This is a genomic window from Streptomyces sp. NPDC093568 (assembly GCF_044764945.1).
Taxonomy (GTDB): domain Bacteria; phylum Actinomycetota; class Actinomycetes; order Streptomycetales; family Streptomycetaceae; genus Streptomyces.
This window is the reverse complement of sequence record NZ_JBIWJD010000033.1, coordinates 1-19518: the sequence shown is the minus strand read 5'-3', so window position 1 is coordinate 19518 and position 19518 is coordinate 1. Positions and strand designations below refer to the sequence as shown.

At 70.3% G+C, this 19518-nt stretch carries 21 protein-coding genes; 10 read left to right on the top strand and 11 right to left on the bottom strand.

Annotation, left to right across the window (positions count from 1 at the left end; genetic code table 11):
* Positions 1-181: 181 nt before the first annotated feature.
* Positions 182-1444, bottom strand: a complete 1263-nt coding sequence (locus tag ACIRD7_RS42720; RefSeq protein ID WP_403461477.1) for an integrase — start codon at positions 1442-1444, stop codon at positions 182-184.
* 416 nt (positions 1445-1860) lie between these two features.
* Here ACIRD7_RS42720 and ACIRD7_RS42715 point away from each other — a divergent pair, with 416 nt between their 5' ends.
* The 3 genes from ACIRD7_RS42715 (at position 1861) to ACIRD7_RS42705 (ending at position 4498) form a co-directional block, all read left to right on the top strand.
* Positions 1861-2127 (top strand): hypothetical protein, encoded by a 267-nt coding sequence (locus ACIRD7_RS42715; protein WP_403461476.1) that lies wholly within the window; start codon positions 1861-1863, stop codon positions 2125-2127.
* Entirely contained in the window at positions 2124-2588 is a 465-nt protein-coding gene (locus tag ACIRD7_RS42710) for an NUDIX domain-containing protein (protein ID WP_403461475.1), read from the top strand. The genes ACIRD7_RS42715 and ACIRD7_RS42710 overlap by 4 nt, the downstream gene beginning before the upstream one ends.
* A 116-nt stretch (positions 2589-2704) precedes the next feature.
* Complete coding sequence (locus ACIRD7_RS42705) at positions 2705-4498, top strand: ATP-binding cassette domain-containing protein (protein ID WP_403461479.1); 1794 nt, start codon at positions 2705-2707, stop codon at positions 4496-4498.
* A gap of 264 nt (positions 4499-4762) precedes the next feature.
* On the opposite strand, the gene ACIRD7_RS42700 is transcribed toward ACIRD7_RS42705, so the two are convergent.
* From ACIRD7_RS42700 to ACIRD7_RS42665, 8 genes are all read right to left on the bottom strand, one after another.
* A complete protein-coding gene (locus tag ACIRD7_RS42700) occupies positions 4763-5737 on the bottom strand; it encodes an arsenic resistance protein (protein ID WP_403461474.1) in 975 nt (324 codons plus the stop codon).
* Positions 5738-5856: 119 nt separating this feature from the next.
* On the bottom strand, positions 5857-6171 hold the full coding sequence (locus ACIRD7_RS42695) for a hypothetical protein (RefSeq protein WP_403461473.1): 315 nt from the start codon (positions 6169-6171) through the stop codon (positions 5857-5859).
* Positions 6152-6598 carry a MerR family transcriptional regulator gene (locus ACIRD7_RS42690; protein WP_403461472.1) on the bottom strand — a complete coding sequence of 149 codons (447 nt, stop codon included), beginning with the start codon at positions 6596-6598 and terminating at the stop codon, positions 6152-6154. The genes ACIRD7_RS42695 and ACIRD7_RS42690 overlap by 20 nt, the downstream gene beginning before the upstream one ends.
* A complete protein-coding gene (locus ACIRD7_RS42685; protein WP_403461471.1) occupies positions 6595-6921 on the bottom strand; it encodes a hypothetical protein in 327 nt (108 codons plus the stop codon). Before ACIRD7_RS42685 ends, ACIRD7_RS42690 begins: the two co-directional genes overlap by 4 nt.
* Before the next feature lie 118 nt (positions 6922-7039).
* Positions 7040-8269 carry an MFS transporter gene (locus tag ACIRD7_RS42680; protein ID WP_403461470.1) on the bottom strand — a complete coding sequence of 410 codons (1230 nt, stop codon included), beginning with the start codon at positions 8267-8269 and terminating at the stop codon, positions 7040-7042.
* Between the two features lie 108 nt (positions 8270-8377).
* The gene (locus tag ACIRD7_RS42675) at positions 8378-10879 is read right to left on the bottom strand and encodes a hypothetical protein (protein ID WP_403461469.1); all 2502 of its coding nucleotides are present in this window, start codon (positions 10877-10879) and stop codon (positions 8378-8380) included.
* Between the two features lie 3 nt (positions 10880-10882).
* Entirely contained in the window at positions 10883-11230 is a 348-nt protein-coding gene (locus ACIRD7_RS42670) for a helix-turn-helix domain-containing protein (RefSeq protein ID WP_403461468.1), read from the bottom strand.
* Between the two features lie 12 nt (positions 11231-11242).
* Positions 11243-12349, bottom strand: a complete 1107-nt coding sequence (locus ACIRD7_RS42665) for a tyrosine-type recombinase/integrase (protein ID WP_403461467.1) — start codon at positions 12347-12349, stop codon at positions 11243-11245.
* Between the two features lie 104 nt (positions 12350-12453).
* On the opposite strand from ACIRD7_RS42665, the gene ACIRD7_RS42660 reads away from it, so the two are divergent.
* From ACIRD7_RS42660 to ACIRD7_RS42630, 7 genes are all read left to right on the top strand, one after another.
* Positions 12454-12792: an SAM-dependent methyltransferase gene (locus tag ACIRD7_RS42660; protein ID WP_403461466.1), complete on the top strand. Its 339-nt coding sequence runs from the start codon at positions 12454-12456 to the stop codon at positions 12790-12792.
* Positions 12793-12794: 2 nt separating this feature from the next.
* Positions 12795-13670 carry an NUDIX domain-containing protein gene (locus tag ACIRD7_RS42655; RefSeq protein ID WP_403461465.1) on the top strand — a complete coding sequence of 292 codons (876 nt, stop codon included), beginning with the start codon at positions 12795-12797 and terminating at the stop codon, positions 13668-13670.
* A gap of 276 nt (positions 13671-13946) precedes the next feature.
* Positions 13947-14411, top strand: coding sequence for an NUDIX domain-containing protein (locus ACIRD7_RS42650; protein ID WP_403461464.1), 465 nt, complete (start codon positions 13947-13949; stop codon positions 14409-14411).
* Between the two features lie 228 nt (positions 14412-14639).
* Positions 14640-14975 carry a hypothetical protein gene (locus ACIRD7_RS42645; protein ID WP_403461462.1) on the top strand — a complete coding sequence of 112 codons (336 nt, stop codon included), beginning with the start codon at positions 14640-14642 and terminating at the stop codon, positions 14973-14975.
* The gene (locus tag ACIRD7_RS42640) at positions 14972-15616 is read left to right on the top strand and encodes a hypothetical protein (protein ID WP_403461461.1); all 645 of its coding nucleotides are present in this window, start codon (positions 14972-14974) and stop codon (positions 15614-15616) included. The genes ACIRD7_RS42645 and ACIRD7_RS42640 overlap by 4 nt, the downstream gene beginning before the upstream one ends.
* 347 nt (positions 15617-15963) lie before the next feature.
* Entirely contained in the window at positions 15964-16359 is a 396-nt protein-coding gene (locus ACIRD7_RS42635) for a hypothetical protein (RefSeq protein ID WP_403461460.1), read from the top strand.
* A 250-nt stretch (positions 16360-16609) separates the two neighbouring features.
* Complete coding sequence (locus ACIRD7_RS42630) at positions 16610-17719, top strand: zinc-ribbon domain-containing protein (RefSeq protein ID WP_403461459.1); 1110 nt, start codon at positions 16610-16612, stop codon at positions 17717-17719.
* Between the two features lie 45 nt (positions 17720-17764).
* Here the strand turns inward: ACIRD7_RS42630 and ACIRD7_RS42625 are convergent, their stop codons facing one another.
* Together ACIRD7_RS42625 and ACIRD7_RS42620 are read right to left on the bottom strand one after the other, a co-directional pair.
* On the bottom strand, positions 17765-18505 hold the full coding sequence (locus ACIRD7_RS42625) for a hypothetical protein (protein WP_403461458.1): 741 nt from the start codon (positions 18503-18505) through the stop codon (positions 17765-17767).
* A gap of 31 nt (positions 18506-18536) precedes the next feature.
* The gene (locus ACIRD7_RS42620) at positions 18537-19223 is read right to left on the bottom strand and encodes a pentapeptide repeat-containing protein (RefSeq protein WP_403461457.1); all 687 of its coding nucleotides are present in this window, start codon (positions 19221-19223) and stop codon (positions 18537-18539) included.
* Positions 19224-19518: the final 295 nt, after the last annotated feature.

The window sequence follows — 19518 nt, the reverse complement described above, 5'->3', positions numbered from 1 at the left end:
CCGAAGATCAATTACCGCCTTGTGAACTCTTCCTCATCAACATCATCAATGGCACAACACTGCCCGTTCGTCAGCATGTTGAGTGGCTATCTACAACCACCTGACGCCTCAAGCGTCCGCTCCGGCGGCTGCCACCCCGCCGGCGGCATCGCCGCCTGGCGCCCGCCCCGTCCCCCGGCACTCATGCGCGTTCCCCGGCCGACGGCTGGGCGCCGGGACGGGCGACACCCGTCAGCGTCCGCCCGCCCCGCTCGGCCACGGTACGGATCAACGCCTCGATACCCTTGGCCTCGTCGCCGTCCAGCAACTCCATCAGGTAGTCGACCTGAAGCGCGGTGAACGGTTCCAGATACGTCTCCCGCGTCGTGGCCGGGTCCGCGTGCCCCATCAAAAGCGACAGCGCGTACCACACCCCGCCGAACATCTCCCGTACGTCCAGCAGTTCCTGCTCGGTGAACCCGTCGAGGTGCGGCTGCCACACCGCCGACAGCAACGAGTACCACTTGAGCGCGAACGTATGCCGGCACATGTGCGGACGGCACCACAGCGGCACCAGCCCCTCCCCGCCCGCCTCCGTCCAGACCCGCTGCACCCGCTCGTTGGCCGCGGTGAACGTGTCCTCCCAGCCCTCCGCCTTCTTCGGCATGCCGTTCGGCGACAGCCACACCGCCAGCGGCTCGAGTCCGGACGCGGTCCGACGGAACAGCAGACGCCGCTCATTGGGGCCCAGCACGTCAACCGACAGCGAACCCCCGCCCTCCAGACACAGCACCCGGCTCCGGGCGTTGTAACCCCTGACCACCCGCAGGTACGCGAGCCGCTCGTAGCTGCCCCGACGCTGGGCCCTGCGTATCGCCTCCGTCCGCGAGCCCTCCACCGGATCGGCGTAACCCTCGACCTCACGCAGCACCGCACGCGGAATCCGGTACCACCGGCCCTCCTTCGCCCCCTTCAGGCACGCCGCCGCCAGCCAGGCCCGTGAAAGACGCGCAGTCGAAGAGCGCGGCAGCTCCACGTCAAGGACGCTGCCCCACTCCTGAAGACGCAGCCCGGTGCCGTACAGGCCGTCGACGAACGCCGCGTCGCGATCCTCGTTCGGCCCGCGCCATCCGGCCCGCCGCGCACCGTCGAAGCCGTAGCCACACAAACCGACGTCACGCCACTGCTCGAAGGGCACCCGAAGCATCCACTTCACCTGACGCCGACGGGAGCCCGCCGGACGGATGCCCTCCCGCCGACGGCCCCCGGGCCCGAACTCTTGCCCGGACCGGCCGCCATTACCCGAGGCTGGGGAGATCCCCGTCACCGGGTTGAGCAGCCCGTACTTACCGGACGCCCACGTGTAGAAGGTGTTCAGAGCCGCTCGGTCGGCGTCGAAACTCCCTGCCATGATCCGCTCGTCGTTGCGCACGTCCGTGAGTCGCCAGTCTTTGAACGCCTCCACGTCCCGAGCCGTAGCGTCACGCCAGCTTCTGCCGAACACCTGCAGGAAGTTCAGCCACACGACCAAGGTGTACGCGTACCGCCGCCAGGTTCTGATTCCGCGCCCCGCCATCGGCGAGACACGAAAGAACAGATTCACGCCCGGGTCAGTAAAGCCCGAGACCGTGACCAGTACCGGCGTGCCATGCTGAGCTCCGTTTCGCGCCGCCCGCTCATGGAGGTCACCGAACCCCTCCAGCACACCCCCGCCCAGGCCCGGCGGCGGCTTCAGGAAGTCGTAGAACGCAACACCCCAACGATCCGACACTTCTCCTCCAGAAGATCCACGAGCAAGGTGGACGACAACTCTGGAGAGCCTAGAGAAAGGCCCGCAACTGGCTACTGGATACCTACCGCGCGGCCAGCGTGTTCGGGGCGGTGGACCTGGAACGTGCCCGCCCGCACGCCGCGGTCGCCGACGTCGTCCTTCTCGCCTGCGGACCCTGGGTCGGGCGTCCCGACCTGGAGCAGGCGTTCTGGGACGGGTACGGTCGCGGACTTACCGGCGAGGAGGAACGGGCGTTGCGCTGCCTGTCCGCGCTGGACGCGGCGAGCGCCATCTCCTGGGGCGTACCTAACGGAGACCACGAGATCGTCGAGCGCGGGCGGGCGACGCTGGCCCGGCTGGAGGTGCCGGCCGCGTGAGCGATCCGTACCTGAGTCCGGCGAACGTGATGGTGTTGGTGGTGCGCGATGACGGGCGCATCCTGGCTGTACGGCACAACGAAGAGTCAAAGACCAGCGCGAACCAAGTCACCGTGGTCGGCGGAAAATTGGAGGACGGTGAGTTCCTCGACGAGGGCGCGCTGCGTGAACTCACCGAGGAGACCGGTGTCCACGTCGCGGCTGACGACCTGGAGTTCTGCCAGCTGGTGCACTACCTGGACACGGACGGGGTGCGGGTGATCGGAGCCGTGTTCACCGCGCAACGGTGGCAGGGCGAGCCGCGCAATGCCGAGCCCCACAAGCACGACGGGATCCTGTGGATCGATCCCGGGAATCCGCCTCGCGACTGCCACCCCTATACCCGGGAGGTCCTTAAGAGTTTCACCGCCGGGCGGCTGTACACCGCCCTCACCGTGACAGCGAGCGGGGGCACGTCATGACACGACCGACCGTGCCCGCGCAGGGCTCCGGGCCCGCGACCGACGCTTCCGGGAAGACGGTTCCGCCGCCTGCGCCCGCGGAGATCAAGTACACCGGACAGTACTCGGTCAACCCCATGGACGGGGTGTCGTTCCGCGCGCTGTGCGCCCGGATCCCGTCGGTGCTGAAGAGGATCGCGGGCATGTCGTGGGCGGTCGACCGGGCGGCGGTCGTCCTGCTGCTGGTCTGCCAGGTGACGGTCGGCCTGGCGGCGGCCGGACAGCTGACCGCCACGTCGAACGTCATGCGCTCGCTCCTCGGGGAAGGCACTGTGCAGGAGCGACTGCACCAGGCGTTGCCGGCGCTGATCTTCGTCGCGGTGATGGCCGCCTTGTCCCGTGCCGCGAGTGCGGTGTCGGCCTACGGTGACCGGCGCATCACACCGAAGCTGACCACGGAGGCCGACACGACGCTGGTCTCCTCGGTGTGCCGGGTGGAGGCCGCCGCCTACAGCCAGGACGGGTTCCACGATCGGCAGGAAGCCGCTGAGATGGGCGTGATTCGCACTCATGTGATGGTCGCCGACGCCCAGCAGCTGATGTCCTCGCTGATCCAGCTGGTCACGGCGTGCGGGGTCCTGGCGGTGCTGGACTGGCGGCTGCTGCCGTTCTTGCTGCTGGCCGTGCTCCCGGCGGGCGTCGGCTCGGTGCTCACTGCGCGCGTGGACTACGAGATCCACTACGCGAACATCGCCAACCGCAATGCCCGGGGGATGATGCGCTGGTGGGCGACGAGTCCGAAGTACGGGGACGAGGTCCGCGCCAACAGCATGGCCGGCTACCTGCTGTACTGGTACCGGACGTTGTCACAGCAGGCGGACGACCGCTCGCTGGCCGCGGCCCCCCGGATCCTGCGGATCAACCTGGGGTCGGCGGCGTGCGGCGGGCTGTTCCTGGTGGCCACGTGGGCGGCGCTGTACTGGCTGGCGGCCACCGGCCAGATCGCGGTGGCGATCGCCGCGACCGCGGTCTTCGCCGTGCGGACCACCCTGGGCGCGCTGACCCAGCTGGTCCGCAGCGCCGCCGCGGTCTTCCACACCAGCCTCTACCTCGGCGACATGACCACCTTCCTCGACGAGGCCCAGGAAAAGGCCCCTCACCGTGGTGAGTTGACGGTGCGTGCGCCCATTGAGGAGGTCCGGGTGCAGGGGGCGGTGTACTGCTACCCGGGCAAGGACAAGCCGGCCGTCGACGGGGTGTCGCTGACCCTGCGGCGCGGGCAGATCCTGGCACTGGTCGGAGTCAACGGCTCCGGCAAGACCACCCTCACCCGCCTGCTCGCCGGGATCCTCCTGGCCGACAAGGGCACGGTGACCTGGAACGGGACCGACCTCGCCGAGGTGGACCCGAACACCGTGTGGGCGCTGACCGGTCTGGTCCCGCAGGTCTACGCGCAGTGGCCGCTCAGGCTGCGGGAGAACGTCAACCTCGGCCAGCCCCGTCCCGGCGGCGACGTGCCGGTGTGGGAGGCGATCGACGCCGTCGGGCTACGCGAGGCGGTCGAGGACCTGCCCGACCAGCTTGACACCCTGCTGGCGAGGGAGATCTTCAGCGGGGTGGAACTGTCCGGCGGACAGTGGCAGCGGGTCGCGTGCGCCCGGGGTCTGCACCGGCTCCCGGAGCTGCTGATCATGGACGAGCCGACCTCCCAGGTCGACCCGGAAGGGGAACACCGGGCGTTCGAGACGCTCAAGGCCATGGCGGCGGAGCGCATCACGATCGTGGTGACGCACCGGCTGGAGAACACCAAGATCGCTGACGAGATCGTTGTGATGGAGGAGGGCCGGGTCACCGAGCAAGGCACCTACGAGGACCTCGCCACCGGGGGCGGAACCTTCGCGCGGCTGCTCGCCCTGTCACAAGACCGCTGACCGCCCAGGTGCCGCCCCGCTATGTGTCGGGGCGGCACCCGCCTTCGTACCGATCTCGGATTTCCCCTTCCCGAAGGAACTTTGATGACGACCGAACGACGTGAGCCAGACCGGGCAACTGCAGCCGGGCTTCACCTGGTCGACGCAGGCCGGGAGGACGACGCCATGAAGCCCGCGGATGCTGGTAACCCCGGCTATTGGAAGTCGCGGAATGCTCCTGTGCGCCGTGGCCAGCGACGGGTTGACCTGCGCGTGCCGTCGGGTTCAGCGGGTGGGCAGGAGTCTGGGTACGGCACGGACGTAGATGACCATGCCGATGACTTCGACGAGGGTCTGGGTCACCACGACTACGGCGGCGATGGCCAGGTTGTCGGGCAGGGCGAGCGCCAGGGGCAGGACAACGAGGGAGTTCCGGGTGGCGCCGGTGAAGACGATGGCGCGGCTGTCCGGCGCGTCGAGGCGGAAGAGGCGGGCGACGGCGAGTCCGGCGAACGCCATGACGACCAGGAAGATCACGTAGAAGGGGACGACGCGGGCGACGTCGGTGAGGTTGTCGCTGAGCTTGGGAATCTGGGAGGCGACCACGGTGATCAGGGTGGCAGCCATGAGCGGCACCATCGTGGTCCCCGCCGCGTCGGCGGCCTTCTGTCCGGTCATCTGGCGAGCGGCCCATGCCTGGGTGAGCCAGGCCAGGGCGAGCGGGATCACGATCAGGTACAGGAAGGCTTCGAGGAACGGCCCCGCGTCCACGACGTCGCCGAGTTCGGAGCCCATGAACAGGAAGAGGAGGGCGGGCAGAAGCAGCATCTGGGCGAGCAGCAGCAGCGGGGTGGCGGCCAGCAGACGCTGGTTGCTGCCTCCGGCCAGGCCGCTGAAGACGATGACGTAGTCGACGCACGGGCACAGCAGGACGAGCAGGACGCCGATGCGGACGGCCTGGTCGGCGGGGAGGAAGGTGAACATCGCCGCGACGACGAGCGGTACGACGAGGAAGTTGACCGCCAGCGCGGCGGCGAGGAACCGTCCCGCGCGCAGGGAGCGGAGCAAGTCGGCTGCGGGCACCTGGAGGAAGGTCACGAACAGCAGGGCGCCGAGCACGGGGTTGATGGCGTGCTCCAGGCCGGGACCGGCGTCGGGCGCCGCGAAACCGATGAGGGCTCCGGCGGCCATGGCGCCCAGGTAGATCGCCACCTGGTGGTGTTCCATGCGGGCGACCAGGCCGGTGGGCTCCTGCGGCACGCGCTGCTCCTTGCGGCTTGCGGCCCGCGTCGGTCGCGGACCTGTTCGGCCCTCCATCCTCGCTGGTCACGATGCGGACGTGTCAGCGGCCCCGGTCCATGGCGGTCACGGTGGGGTGGTCAGGGCCTGGCGTTGGCCGGGTCCGCGTTCGCCGGGGCATCCTGGCCGCAGCCGCATGAAGCCGTCCGGTCGGCCGGGCAGGTGCAGCGGTCGGCTCGACGTTTGAGCCACCACCAAGTCGCGACCGCGCCGACGGCCAGGACGGCGGCGACGGCGGGCAGGCCCTGGACCACCGCGGTGGCACCGGTGCCTAGCAGACCTGCGCCGATGAGCAGGGGCAGCAGGCAACAGCCGATGCAGGCCAGGCCGGCCAGCCAGGCCAGGACCCCCGGGGCTCGGTGGCGGGGAGCCGGGTCAGCAGCAGGGCTCGGCATGGCGGTTCTCCTCGGCGAGGCTGGTGAAGGGCAGGGGGCAGGATTCGCTGGTCGCGCAGACGGTCAGGTCGTCGCAGCCTGCGTTCACGGCGTCGACGAGTGCGGAGCGGATGGTGTTCAGGTCCGCGATGCGGGCGTCGATCTCTGCGAGTTTCTCGCCGGCCCGCTGCTGCAGTCCGGGTACCGGGCGGCCGTGCCGGTGGCGACCGGCCTCCAGCAGCTCGGCGACTTCGTCCAGGGTGAAGCCCAGCCGCTGGGCGGCCTTGATCACGCGTATGACGGTCACCGCGTCGTCGGGATACACGCGGTGGCCGCCGGTGGAGCGTTCTGGTTCGGCGAGCAGGCCGCGGCGTTCGTAGTAGCGCAGGGTCTGCGGGTTCACCCCGGCCGCGTCGGCGACCTGTCCGCTGCGCAGTCCGCTGGTCATGACGCGGCTGCGGCATTCGCGCGGTCGGCCAGGGCCGCCAGGACGGCGCTGTGCGCCTCGGGCACGGTGATGCCCATCAGGAGCCGGCCGTCGCTGTCGCGGTCGAAGCCGAAGGTGAAGAACGAGCAGCACTCGGTCTCCCGCGCGGCCAGTTCGCGGGCGCGTTCTTCCGTCGCCTCGTCGTCGTCCAGCACGAACTGGACGCGGGTCGGGGCGGGCGTGGACGCGCTGGTGAGCGTGTCGCTGAAGAGTGCGTCGAACTCGGCGACCCGCAGCGGCTGTTCGGCGGTGGGCAGGGTGCACGCGGTCGGTACCCAGGTCATGGCGGTCGTCTCTCTCGTCGGACAGGGGCGGGATGCCGGTGTCTGCTTCGACGGTAAACCTGTACCTGGGTACCGGATGCAAGCCCCGGGGGCGGGGCCGCGCCGCACCGGTGGCTGGTCAGCGGCGCAGGTTCACGCCCAGGCCGATCAGGGACAGGAGCATCCAGACGGTCAGGTAGCCGAAGGCCGCTGCCGGGGAGATGGCGGTCCACAGGATGCCGGCGATGGCGCTGGCGGCGAGGTTGCCGAGGGACTGCACGGTGGCGAGCATGCCGAACGCGGAGCCGCGCAGGTCGGCCGGGGCCAGGGCCGCGACGGCGGAGTGCTGTGCGGTCTCCACGGCGCCGATTCCGATGCCCGCCAGGACGAACGGCACCGCCAGGAACGCGACCGCGGCGGTGTCGATGGTGAACAGGCCGTAAGCCGCGGCGAAGGCGGCGACGCCTGCGGCCAGGACCGTGACCGGGCCGCGGACGCCCAGCCGGTCGGCAAGGCGTCCGGCCGGGACGGAGGCGAGGGTTGCGGCGACGTTGTACGCGGTGTAGAGGCCCAGGGCGATGGTGGTCGCGGTCTTGGTGCCGTGGCCGGGGGCGAGCAGGTCGGTGGCGCGCAGGATCAACAGGGTGGCGGCGACGTTGCCGACTTCGAAGGCGGCCACGGAGGCCATGAGCTTGCCGAGGTCTCCTTCCAGGACGGGCCGGATACGGATCTTGAGCGGGATCTTGTCGCGGCTGGTGGGCGTGGGCGTGTGGCGGATCGCGTAGACGATGGCTACGGCGGCCAGCAGGCCGGGGATGACGGACAGGCCGATCGCCCACTGCACCCCGAGCCAGGCCACCAGGCCGAGTGCGAGGAGCGGGCCGAAGATGGCGCCGAGGTTGTCCATCATCCGCTCGAAGCCGTAGGCCCTGCCGTAAACCTTCGCGGGGACGATGTCCGCGAGCAGCGCGTTGCGGGCCGGTACCCGCAGGCCGCGGGCGGTCCAGGCGGCGGCGCGCAGGACGCCGACCTGCCAGACCGCGGTGGCCCCGGCGGTCGCGGCGCCCAGGACGGCGGTGGTGGCGTAGCCGCCGACGGCGACCTTGCGGCGGCGGGCCGGGTCGTCGGCCAGGACGCCGCCGCCGAAGCGGGCCGCGCCCGCGAGAGCGTCGGAGACGCCCTCGATCGCGCCGAGCGCGGCGGCCGGGGCTCCGAGGGTGGAGGTCAGCAGCGACGGCAGCAGCGCGGTGGGGATCTCGTGGCCGACGTCGGCCAGGAAGCTCGCGGTGCCGATCCCGCGGACGCCGGGGGTGAGCCATCGCTCCTGTTCGGGGGCCGTCTGGTCGACTCTCTGCGGGGTGTCGGTCATGGCGGCGAGTCTGCCGTGTCGGCCGGGTGGCTGGCGAGTAGGCGTTTGTCTGAACGGGCCCGTCCGTCTTCGTTGGATACGGGGTCCGGGTTCGGCGGGGTGGGGTGTTCAGCGGCGGGCGATGTGTGCGGCGTAGGAGGCGTGCTCGCCGGCGGCGATGCGTCGCCAGGTGTCCGCGGTGGTCTGGCAGACGCCGAGGAGGCGGCTGACGACGACGGCGGGCAGTTCGCCCGTCAGCTCGACCAGGGCCGTGCTGCGGGAGACCCGGGAGCGTATGCCGAGGTCGTGCAGGCGGCGTCCGAGCTGGCTGGTGCTGAGGCGCTGGCCGGGGAAGCGTCCGGGGAACAGCCAGCGGACTTCCGGCGGGGTGCCGGCTCGGTTGGCTTGGTCGTACAGCTGGCGCAGGTAGGCGTCCAGGGGCGGCGGCATCTGGGCGGGGACCGGGCCGAGGCGGAGGGCCACGGTGTCCTGGTCGAGGGTGACGTGCCCGGTGGTCAGGGACGTGATCCGGGACGGTGGCTGGGCGAACAGCAGGATGAGCAGGCCGGCCATCTTGTCGGCGACGGCCACGGCGTCATCGTTGAGGAGTCGGTGGACCAGGGCCCAGCGGACGTCTTGGGCGATGATCTCGCCGGTGATGCTGGGTGCGCGCAGCGGCACGACCAGCGGGCGGGTGTGACGGTTGCGGCTGGTCCAGGTCAGGAAGGTGTAGACGTCGGACCGGAGGACACCTCCCTCGTCCAGCCAGGCGTCGACCTGGTCCTGGGTGCACGCGCTCAGAGTGGCGTCCTGCGAGATCAGCCAGTTGATCAGGTGCACTGCCTGGCGCACCTGGCTGCGCGCCCCGTGGACCTGTCCTTCGGTGAGGGGGCGGCGGAGGGAGCGGTCGCGCAGGCGGCGCAGCAGGTACCAGGTGATGAAGGCGTGCAGCAGCCGGCGTCCCTCCGGGTCCTGGACGCTGGTGAGTTCGGCGGGCAGCCGTCGTTCGAGGGCGGCGAGGCGCTCGTCGCGGGCCGGCAGGGCCCCGCCGGTCACCAGGATCATCCGCAGGTTCTGCACGACCTTCGCCGGGCGCATCCGGTCCAGCGTGGCATGGGTGACGCGTCCGCGTCCGGTGGCCAGGGCGCGCAGCACGGTGACGCGCGCCGGTCGGCGATCGAGCCACCACAGCATCGCTGTCGGTTCACGGCGCGAGAGCGCCTCGAAGACGGGTTCCATCTCGGGACGCAGCTGGCCGTCGATGCCGAGGAGGTCGTGGAGTCGGTGGCGGAGCGCGCAGGGAGCGCACATCGAGCGGTAGGAGAGGGGAGCCACCATGCCGCAGTCCCGACAGGGGCGCTTGCTCGCGGGGTGCTTACGCCAGCAGGTCTGGCACACGCCCTCGCCGTCGGGGGTCCGGGCGAAGATCCGGACGGTCTTGCCGCAGTCGGCACACGGGCGTTTCTCCGCCCCGCACACGGTGCACAGCGGACGGCCGTCCGGCGTGCGGTAGCTGACGAAGTGGTCCCGGCCGCACCCGGCACACACCTCGCGCGGCTGGCTCTTGTGACGGCATGCCTCGCAGACGGAAGCGTCGGTTCCGGCGTAGTAACAAGGGCGTTGATCTCCGCAGACGGAACAGATCGCCGTCGGCAGCCGGTAGCAGCGGTCACAGATCGCCTCGCCCTCGACGCGGGCCTGGACCGTGCGGCGCTGGCCGCACCGGGAGCACACCCGGTGGCCGAGCGGGTCGTAGACACGGCAACTCCCGCACAGCGGCTGGCCGTCCAGGGTGCGGGCCATCACCGGCCGGCTCCGCCCGCAGCGGGCACATGCCTCGGCGCGCAGGAGCGCCCGGCACCCTTCACAGCAGCGGATGCCGTCGCGCACCTTCGTCAGCGCCGCCATGCGTCCGCACCGCGGGCACGGAGGAATCACCAGCTTCTCGGCGCCGCGCTCCTTGAGGGCCTTGATGAGCGCGATCGTCTTGGGCGGGCCCTTGGCGCCCCCGCCGGTGAGCAGGTCCGGGTGATCCAACAGCACCCACAGCAGCTGGCGTTGGCGACTCCGGGTCGGCTCGATGCCGCGTACGACCTCGGCGATCACGTCCGCGGACAGTTCGGGACACGCCCGTTGGATCAGCCCGGCCAGCTCCTCCATCGGATCGGTGCCGCCCTCGGGTGGATGCGCCTTGCAGCGGGGACGCCCCTGTCGGTCGCGGGAGGCGATGTCGTGTCGGCCGCAGACGGCGCACGGATTGGCCTGGCGGCGCAGCCTCGACTGGCACCGCTCGCAGATGCGGACCTCGCCGTCCGGGCCCAGGCCGACCAACGGAGCGTCCCCGCCGCACAAGCCGCAGCGCGGCACCTGCACGAACTCGGCGCCGTGCCGGCGCAGCGCCCTGGTCAGCCGTTCCAGGAACGCGGGGGTCTCCGGTCGCCCGGACGTCAGCCACGCCGGATCGTCCAGCAGCATCGAGGCCAGCGCCCGCCGGTGCGGGGCCCGTTGGAGCGTGCCCACGAGCACCGCGTGCACCAGCTCGGCCGTCAGCGCGGGCTCCACGGCGCCGACCGCCTCCGTGATCACGGCCTCCGGCTCGGTCGCGTGGCGTGGCGGTCCGGCAGCGGCCATCTGTTACTCCTCCGGCGGCACGACGCGGGCGCGCTTGGGGCGGAAGTCCCCGACCCCGGTCGCCGGACCGTTCTCCGTACTGCCGCTGCTCGCTGCGGTCTTGCCGCGGGCAGGGCGGGCGGCGACGGGTTCGATCAGGTCCTCCATCGTGCAGCCCAGGATGTCCAGCAAGGCCATCAGCGTCTTCAGGCTGAGGCGTTCGGGCCGCTCGACGACCAGCCGGTACGTCTGGCTGGACGAGAGATCGATACCGCGCTCGGCCAGCAGCGGGCCCAGGTCGGTGGTGGAGAACATCCCGCGGGTGGCCATCACCTTCCGCAGATGCCACTGGTAGTCGAGCTTCCCCGTCATCTCGTCGTCTCCCTACTGGCCCCGCCGAAGAGCCCTATCCAACACGGCCCGCATCATCGTGTTCATAAAGTCCCCGCTGACCCCGGTGTAGAGGGCGGTCGTGGAGGCGTAGCGGTGGCCGACCTGGCGCTGGACGAATGCCGGGTCGGCACCGTCCTCAATCTGGTGGGTGACGTGGCTGTGCCGCAGGCAGTGCGGGACGAGGTCGCCGTCCAGCCCGAGCGCGTCGCGGTACTCCGCGAACCGGTCCTCGATCTCCCGGCTCTGCAGCCGTCCGCCGCGTTCGGTCGGCCACAGCGGCGCACCAGCACAAGTGCGGTAGCGGGGGCGGATGTTGGTGATGTAGTCGTCGACCGCCTCCACCGCCCAGGGCATGACACTGAGGACGGTGCGCCGCTTGGGCGGCGAGCCCTTGGTGCGCTTGCCCCAGCGCACGTGCAGCGACCCGAACCGGCCCAGCTCCGGCGCCTTGGGGTTGCGGTACCAGTCGGTGAGGTCGAGCTTCGAGCACTCCGTGCAGCGCAGCCCCCAGCCGTAGATGACCTTGAAGACGGTGGCGTCCCGGTAGGCGGCGAGCGCGCCCTTGCGGCCCAGCCGGATGGCCCGGTCGACCTGGGCGTCGGCGTAGTCGAGGAAGCACTGGATCTCCTCGCGCGTCATCGGGCGCCGGGACGCCTCGGCCTCGTAATCGACCAGGTGGGCAGCCGTATTCCATTCATGACAGACCTGGATGGGGTGCGTACCGAAGCGCAGTTCGCACTCCTGCGGCCACTGGTAGTGCGGCGAGGTGACGTAGTCGCAGAACAGCCGCACCGCGGTCTGGTAGTTGCGGATCGTCGACTCCGCCCGGTGCAGCTCCGCGATCAGGTACGTCGTCCACTCATCCATCGCGGCAGCCGACCAGTGCCACGGGTACGACTCGGCGAAGACGTTGAACCGGCGTACCACCCTCAACCGGCCGCTGATCGTCTTCGGCTGCAGGCGCCGGCCGCCACGCTGCTGGCGGGCCCACCCCTCCAACATCGCCTCGAACACGGTGTCTTCGGGATGCAGAAACTCGACGCCGTTCAGCAGCACCAGGCGTGCGGAGCCCTCGCTCACATCGGTAGTCGTCGCCACGCTCCCTCACTTTCAGAGAGTGCGCGAATCATGCATCCGATGAGAGATCCACAGCAAGAGGCCAGACCAGAAGCCCGCAACCACAGGTCAAGGGAGGTACGTTGATGTCGCAGCTCCCCAGCTCAGACGAGCCGGGATCGTGCATCGGATGCAATTCCCCGGAGACGACCAACACCGAGGCGTGGACTGCCTACGGCCACCACCACCTCCAGCGCGGCACGCCCCTGCCAGAAGTCGAACGGATCGACTGGGGTCCCGGCGCCACTGGGCCGGGGGATGCGATCCTCGGCGACCTCGACGGCCGGCGGGTGCTGGACCTGGGCTGCGGGCCTGCCCGGCACGCCGCCCACCTCGCCCTCGATCACGGCGCGCTCGTGGATGCAGTGGACTCCTCACCCACGCAGATCGAACGCGCACCCGTTACGTCCAGGTGCCCGGGCTGAACGTGGTGCTAGCGGACGCCGTCGACCACCTGCACACCGCCGCCCCGTACGACGTGATCTACTCCGTCCACTCCGTCCCCTACATCGACCCGCACCGGCTGTTGCCCGCCCTGAGCGCGGCACTCAAACCCGGCGGCAGGCTGTGCTTCACCGTCCTGCACACCAACTCCCACGGCGATGGCCCCTCCACCGCGCTCGTCCCGCGGCCGGAGACCCTGCGGCTGGCCGACGGCCCGGAACTGACCGTCCAGATGTGGGTGCTCACGCCCGAACTGTGGGAGGACCTGCTGGTCCAGTACGGGCTGCGGGCGGAGAGTATCACCGTCCTCGACGCCCCGGAGCAGGGCAACCACGCCTCCTACCGGCTCTTCCAGGTCCGCCGCCCCGTACGCGTCACGTCCCGCCCGCGCACCACCCGGCCACCCGTAGCACACGCGGCACTCGGCGTCGGCATCATCTTGTCCCGGCCGGACGGTGTACTGCTGGGCCGACACCGCCGGGCTACGGTCGAGCTTCCAGGCGGCACGGTGGAGCCCGGCGAATCACTGTCCGAGGCCGTTGTGCGCGAGCTCGCCGAGGAGACCGGCCTCACGGCTCTCCCGGAGAACGTCCGCCTGTTCGGCACGCTCGTCGACCACGTCGGGGACGTCGTCCGCATCACCGTGGCCGCCGTCGTCACCACCTGGCAGGGGAACCCCGCCGACCAGCCCGACGAGAGCGTGACCGACTGGCGCTGGTGGCCTCTGGACTCCCTGCCGTCCGGTCTGTTCGAGTGCAGCGCCCAAGTCCTAACCGCCTGGCGGCCCGACCTGCCCATCGACCACCCGCCCGCGCACTTCACCCCCTTCGCCGACACTGCGACCGCCGCCGCGGAATGACCATGGCAGACAGCAGCCCACCTCACCGGCTATCCCGCAACCCCCACTAACGACGAACTGAGCCCAGGCCACCTCCTGGGCAAGCGCACCCGTCTCGTCCTCACCCGGACCAGCCGGCACTTCCTCGCCCGCCCACCGCCCGCGCACCAAGTCCGGTACGCCACTCCATGATTCGGAGACCCGATGACCTCTCCTCCCCCTAGCGCCCCCAAACCTCCCGGCACTGCAATGACGGCCGCCGCGTACGGGGCTTCCCGGGCCACCCTGTGGACCGGCGTGTCCGTGCTCATTACCGACACAGCCGGCCGCATCCTGCTCCAGCGCGTCACCTACCGCACCACACGGCTGCTGCCCGGCGGCGGCGTGGACAGCAAGGAAGCCCCCACCGAGGCCGCTGCTCGCGAGGTCCTGGAGGAACTCGGCGTCCACCTGCCCATCAGCCGGGCCTTGGCTGTGGACTGGATCCCGTTCACCACACCCGGCTTCGACCCCGCTACGTGCTTCCCCGGGGAGATCATCTATGTCTTCGACGGCGGTACCTGGGACAGCGAACAGATCGCCGCGATCCGCCTGCGCCAAGGCGAGATCGAAGGCGTCGACTTCGTCGACCCCGCCGATCTCCCCGCCCTGATGGCGCCCGGCAACGCCCGCCGCGCCCTTGCCGCTCTCCACGCCCGCGACACCGACGGAGCGGTGGTGCTGGAAGACGGCTACCCGATCACACCGCCACCTGCTGCCTGACCGCCTGCCCAGGTCAACTCACCGTCCGTGAAAGGACATTCGCGTTGCTGAAGATAGGCAACTACAACGCAAACTCCGCCTCGACGCCCGCGGCAGTGCCGCCTGGCTGGCCCGCGTCAAGGCCGTTCAGGAACTCGCTCCCGACATCCTCGGCCTCCAGGAGGCCGTGGTCGACGAAGCTGCCACGCCGCCCGCCCAGTGGGACGCCGTCGCCGCCCACTCACCGATGTGTGGCCCGAGGACGAACTGCACCAGCTCTACCTGGGCGTACGGGCCGGGCTCGGTGCCGCCGGACTGACCCTGCCCAAGCCGGCCGACTGGTTCTGGGGTCACATGACCGGCGGGTATGGCCTAAAAGATACCGATGAGCCTGATCTGGCGGTGCGTTCGGACCGTCTCGCCTCCGAACTCGGCCGCGCGCTTCGCCCCGGCGCCCGCGTCGCGGCCACCGTCTCCTCCCTCTGGCTGGTCCTGGAACGACAGGACCCCGTGGCGAACACCTACGTCTTCGAACGCGTCCAGGAGATTCGCCTCGGCCGCACCGAACCAGGACAAGGATCATGAAGCAATTCGTGCCGACCTTCCGAGGCCAGGACTGGAAATCCGCGACCGGAGCACTCCATCTCTACGTCCGACCCGAACCGGCGGACCAGGAATTCTACGACCTCGCCGCGGCCTGCCGGGAGGTGTTGGGCGACTATCCCATCTGGTGCGTGCCCGACGACCTCGTGCACATCACCGTCGAAATGGACGCCGCCGCCCCCAGCAGCGACATCAGCACCGACGAGCGCACCCGCCTCATCACCGCGCTCAAGGACCGGCTCACACATATCGAGCCGTTCACCTTGTGGTGCGGCAGTCCGCTGGCGAACCGCACCGGGGCCATCTTGGACACCTACCCCGACCAGGGCCTCGTGGCCCTGCGGAACCTGGTCCGTTCCGCGTTGTGGGAGGTGCACGACACGTCGGCGATCGCGCACGAGGGAGGCCGGGGAAAGGCCTCCCTGGGCTACGCCTACGACAGCGCCGACTCCGACCCGCTCCAGAGCGCCCTGCGCCGGATCAGCCCAAGCCACGCCCCGCTGACCGTGTCCAGCCTGCATCTGCTCGACGTGCGCTGGACCGCCCAGCCACGAGCGGACGGAGGCCTCCGGTGGGAGATGGACTGGGACCCCGTCGCCGCCCTCCCTCTGGGAACCGGGTAACCGGTCCCGCAGACGGCAACACCCGCAGAGGGCGCGCGCGTGGCGCCCAAAGGGACATTGGCCGTTTCGGTCGGCCAGGCGCAGCTGGTCTGCGGGGGCGAGCGGCCTGCCGGTCCATGGTGCTGGTACCCAGAGCGGCGATCTCGCCATCCAGAAGATGCAGGTTGGCAGTGCCCGGCAAGCGTGCCTGAAGCTCGCGGCTACGGGGGCCGTCGATGCCGGCACGGCAGCGGTCCTCAAGGCGGCGGGCACGCCGGCTCGCGTCGGATAGTCTCCCACCCGACGCGACAAATTCGGACGTAACGTCACGCCGAACGCTTGGCTCCGACTGCGAACAGGACCTCCCGTTGCCGCCCACCACTGCGCCCGCCCCCCGACTGACCGCAGCTGACCTGACGCACGCCGATGTCGAGGCACTCATCGCTTTCATCGACAGCAAGGTGAACGGAGTCCTTTCCGAGTATCGGACGGAGACCGACGCCTGGAAGGCCGCCATGGGGCTGCGCATCGCCCTAAACGGCCGGGCGAAGCAAGTTCGTGAGGCGTACGGCCGAGTCGACCAGGCTCCCGAGACGGTGCAAGCTCGGTTCCGCCAGTGGAACCGCCTGGCCATGCTCGCTCTGGGCTGGGAGAAGGATGCGGATTACGACGCGCGGTGGAAGATCGTCGCCCATCCCGACGCCGAAGGGGCCGCCGTCTTCGCAGCACTCACGGGCCGCCGACACCCTGCGGCCCCTGCATGATCCGAACGCGTTCGAACCGGATGAGGATGACGTCGCCGGCCAGAACTGACCGAGGTGGACTGCTACGTCTCACCACCAGTCAGACGTAGCGCCTCCTCGGCAGAGGCGCTGCCCAGTTCAGCCATGATCGCGGATCGTCGAGCCTCTTTAGAAGCGTTGTCGGTGGCAGCTGGTATACCCCGGGGACATGAGCGATGGACCCGCACCGGGGCCCGGAGGGCTCCTCCCGTCCCCCCGAGACGCCAGCGATGTGCCTGAACAGGACGATCCGGAGCACCGCGCGGCGATGGAGTGGCTGCATGGCCAGGAGAAGGCTCTGGCCGAGGTCTTCCTGCGGGAAGGGGCGCGCGAGCTTCCGGTGAACGGCAGCTACCTCCTGTGGCGGCAGGCTCAGCAGCGGCGCCTGGGGATGGCCCGTCAGGGCTGGGTGACGATGCTGGCCGAAGCAGGGTGGACCGGGCTAGGGCCAGGCAGCCGGTCGCTGGCCTACCTGCGTCCGGACCTGCTGGCCGAATACGACGTCGAGCATGACGAGAACACGCCGAGGGTGGACCTCACCGGCCCGCTCACGGCCGTGCAGAGCGTGTGGTGGCGGTGCCTGCGCGACGACAGTCACCGGTGGAAGACCTCGATCAACAACCGGCACGTCGCGGGCACAGGGTGCCCCCGGTGTGGGAAGAGGGGGGTCTCGCGGCGGGAACAGGAGATCTTCACGGCCCTGCGCCAGCGTCTGCCCGCCCTCATCAGCCCGGGTACCGCAATCCGCCAAACCTCTCCTGAAAGAAGCAGACGACGTCAACGGGCGTGGAGGGTCGACATGCTGCTGCCGGGACCATCTCCGGTCGCGGTGGAGTACGACGGCGCCTACTGGCACCGGAACGCCGTCCAACGCGACCTGGACAAGACAGCCGACCTGACCGCCTCGGGCCACCACGTCATCCGCATCCGGGAACAGCCACTGCCCACGCTGACCCCAAACGACATTGTCTGCACCGCAGACCAGCCGGCCGAGGAGATCGCCGAAGCGGCGCACGAGACGATCCTCCGGCTCACCGGATTGCCCCCCTGCGAGCCCTTCGCGGAGCCAGACTCCCTTGACGCCACCCAGCTCGACCTCTTCGACGACATCGACGAAACCGCGCTGGCTGCCCGGAGCAGTGCCGGGACGCACGCTGTGGCCATCTTGCTGACGCAGATGGTGCGGGAGGTGCACCGCGGGGACGTCGCCGCAGATCTGGCGTCGGCCCAGCACCTCGTGTGGGGTCTGCCGCTCGATGCGGCGCTCATGACCGCTCAGCAGCAGGCGGGGGCCCTCCGCGCGCTGGCATCGGCCGCCAAGCTGTTGATCGACCAGCCCTGATCCGCCCGACCCTTCACGTGCTTGGGAGCCGCCGTACGCAGGAACTCAGGGCAACGAAGGTTCGCGGGCTACGGGTTGCCGTCCCAGCCAGAAGGCGGCGACGGATGGCTCGGCCGAGTTCATGGTGGATCCGTCGTGCGGCAGAAGTTCCGTGGGGGCTATGTAGCCGTCGCCCGGTTGGACGTGTATGCGCAGGCAGCGAAGTCGGTGGCCGGCAGCGACGTGGCGGCGAACGTCCTCGGTATGGGGGTAGTGGTGGTCCAGGTCGGTGTGGAGGGTGCGGCAGATGTATTGCACGTCGCGGTCGCCGATCAGCAGGTAGCGGGTGCCGGGCCCGAGGTTGAGGCACAGTCGCCGGCGGCCGTGGTGGCGTGTGGCGTACGGGAGCCGGTCGAAGTTGTCGACGTGGAGGCCGATGCGGCGGCCGATGGTGGAATCTTCGGTGGTAGTGGTCCAGTTGCCGGGGCTCGCGGCGCATCCCAGGAGGCCCGTGGGCCAGCGGCCGTTGAGAGGGTCAAGGCTGGCGGCGGCTTCGAGGCGGCCCCTGAGGTCGTCGGGGTCAAGGGGCGGGAGCTGCCGGTGGACGAGTTCGATCAGTGTCTGGTCCGGGGTTGTGTCGTTGGGGCGCAGGTTCTCCGCCTCGGCGGCGGTGAGGGGATGCCAGTCGTCACAGGGGATGAGGGCGCCGGGGGCGTAGCCCGGCTCGCTGTGGGTGAGCCGGACGGAGGCGACGTCGCATCGCCGGCGGAGGTCGCTGACGGTTCCGAATAGCAGTCGTGGTCCCATGGCCGTGCCTTCCGGATGGACAAGTGTGAGGCTATTGGGCGTCGAGGTCTTCGCCGTAGGTGATCTCCAGCTGCGTGGCGAGCGCCTCGGCCAGCTGCAGCGTCTGTGCCCGGTCGATGATCACGTGCTTGAGCGAGGTGACGCCGGTCAGCCGGGACAGGTCGTTGCCTCTCAGGTCCAGGTCGCGATAGGTCCCGCCCTCGAATTCGGCCTGGCGCAGATCACAGTCGTCGAGCAGGGAGTCGGCGAGGTCGGTCGCGGTGAACGTCGCTTCTCGCAGGGAGCATGCGGAGAAGATCACGGGCCCGGCGGCGCGGACACGGACGAGGGTGCTGTAGTCGAGCTTGCAGTTGTCGAACAGGACGTCGTCGAGCGTGAGGTCCTCCAGCGTGGCGCCCAGAAGTTTGCAGTCGCGGAAGACGACGCGGGTGAGCTTGCTGGCCGACCAGTGCAGTGAGGACAGGTCGCAGCCGGTGAACTCCACGGAGTTCACCCGTACTTCTTCCAGCCGGGCGCGCTGGGTGCGCAGGCCGGTGACGCGGCCGTCCAGGAGGTGGGTGTCGGCCAGGTCGAGGGCGCGCAGGTCGGCGTCGGCGTACTGGAACTCGCTGAGGCGGCCCCGGCCGCCTTCGAGCGAGGTGACGTTGGAGAGGTACAGGCCGGGCTCGTCCAGGGCGGGGAGGGTGACGCTCGTACGGCGGATCGTGCGGGTGCTCATCAGGTGCCTTCCATCGCGGGGAGCCGTTGCCGGTGGTGGGGGGGGGGGGGGGGGGGGGGGGGGGCCCCCCCCCCCCCCCCCCCCCCCGGGGGGGGGGGGGGGGGGGGGGGGGGGGGGGGGGGGGGGGGGGGGGGGGGGGGGGGGTGTGGGGGGGGGGGGGCGGGGGGGCGGGGTGGGGGGGGGGGGGGGGGGGGGGGGGGGGGGGGGGGGGGGGGGCCCCCCCCCCCCACCACCGGTCAGCTCCGCTTGTTCCAGTTGTCCCAGGTCGGTCGGTTGTCGAAGGGGGCCGGGGTCT